1 protein-coding gene is annotated in these 1,196 nt (G+C 65.2%); it reads right to left on the reverse strand.

All coding sequences use genetic code 11. The features are described 5' to 3' along the window. A partial coding sequence (locus tag HX803_RS31630; protein ID WP_178926002.1) for an amino acid adenylation domain-containing protein occupies positions 1–1,196 on the reverse strand: 1,196 nt, incomplete at both ends.

Here is a 1,196-nt window from a genome sequence, read left to right on the forward strand (position 1 = left end):
TAGGCCACCAGTTGCTTGCCGGTCGGGCCTTCCTGGGCCACCACCACGGTTTCGCCCACACTCTCCTGCTCACGCAGGCGCGCTTCGATTTCGCCCAGCTCGATACGGAAACCACGGATTTTCACCTGGTGGTCAACACGCCCCAAGTAATCCACCACCCCATCGGGACGGCCACGGGTCAGGTCGCCACTGCGGTACACGCGGCTGCCGGGCTTGCCGAACGGGTCTGGGACAAAACGTTCGGCGGTCAACGCCGGACGCTCCAGGTAACCGCGCGCTACGCCCTCACCGCCCAGGTACAACTCGCCAGCCACACCGATCGGTTGCAGGTTCAGTTGGCTGTCCAGCACGTAGCCACTGCGATTGCCGAGCAAGGTGCCGATGGGCGCATACACCGCGCCGCATGGGTCGCCTCTGCGCGCCTTCCACAGCAATGGCGTGACCACGGTTTCCGTCGGGCCGTAGCCGTTGAACAGGTAGGTCGGGCGCAGTGCGCGCCAGGCCAGGTCGTAGCTGGCCTGGGCCACCGCATCGCCGCCGAAGCAATACACGCGCACCGCCGGAGGGTTGCCGTCGCGCTCGGCGTGTTCGGCCAATTGCTGCAGGTACACGGGCGGGAACACCGCCATGGTGACGTTGTGCCGGTGCATCTGCTGGTAGGTGTACTCGGGCAGCCACAGGCTGTCGTCACGGATCAGCACGCTGGCACCGTTGATCAACGGGTGCATCCAGCCTTCGTGGGAGCCGTCGAAGGCGAACGACATGAAGTGCAGTTCACAGTCGGACGGCGACGTTTCATAACGTTCGCCAGTGGCGATGATGTGCGCCACCAACGGGCCGTGGGACACCGCCACGCCTTTAGGCATGCCGGTGGAACCGGAGGTGTAGATCACGTAGGCGAGGTTGTCGCCATCCAGCGCAACCTGCGGCGCTGCCTCGCTGCAATCGGACCACGCCGCTGCATCATCGACCGCCAGCGCTTGCAGGCCTTCCGGAATCGGCAGCCGCTGCTGCACCGCCGTATGCGTCAGCAATAATTGCGAGCGGCTGTCCTGCATCATGTACAGCAGGCGGTCGCGCGGGTATTCGATGTCCAGCGGTACGTACACGCCGCCTGCCTTCATGACGGCAAGGAACGCCACCATGATCTCGGCACTGCGCGGCATGGCGATGGCCACCCGCACTTCCGGGCCGAC

Origin of the sequence: Pseudomonas sp. P7548 (genome assembly GCF_013386585.1) — a bacterium.
Lineage (GTDB): Bacteria > Pseudomonadota > Gammaproteobacteria > Pseudomonadales > Pseudomonadaceae > Aquipseudomonas.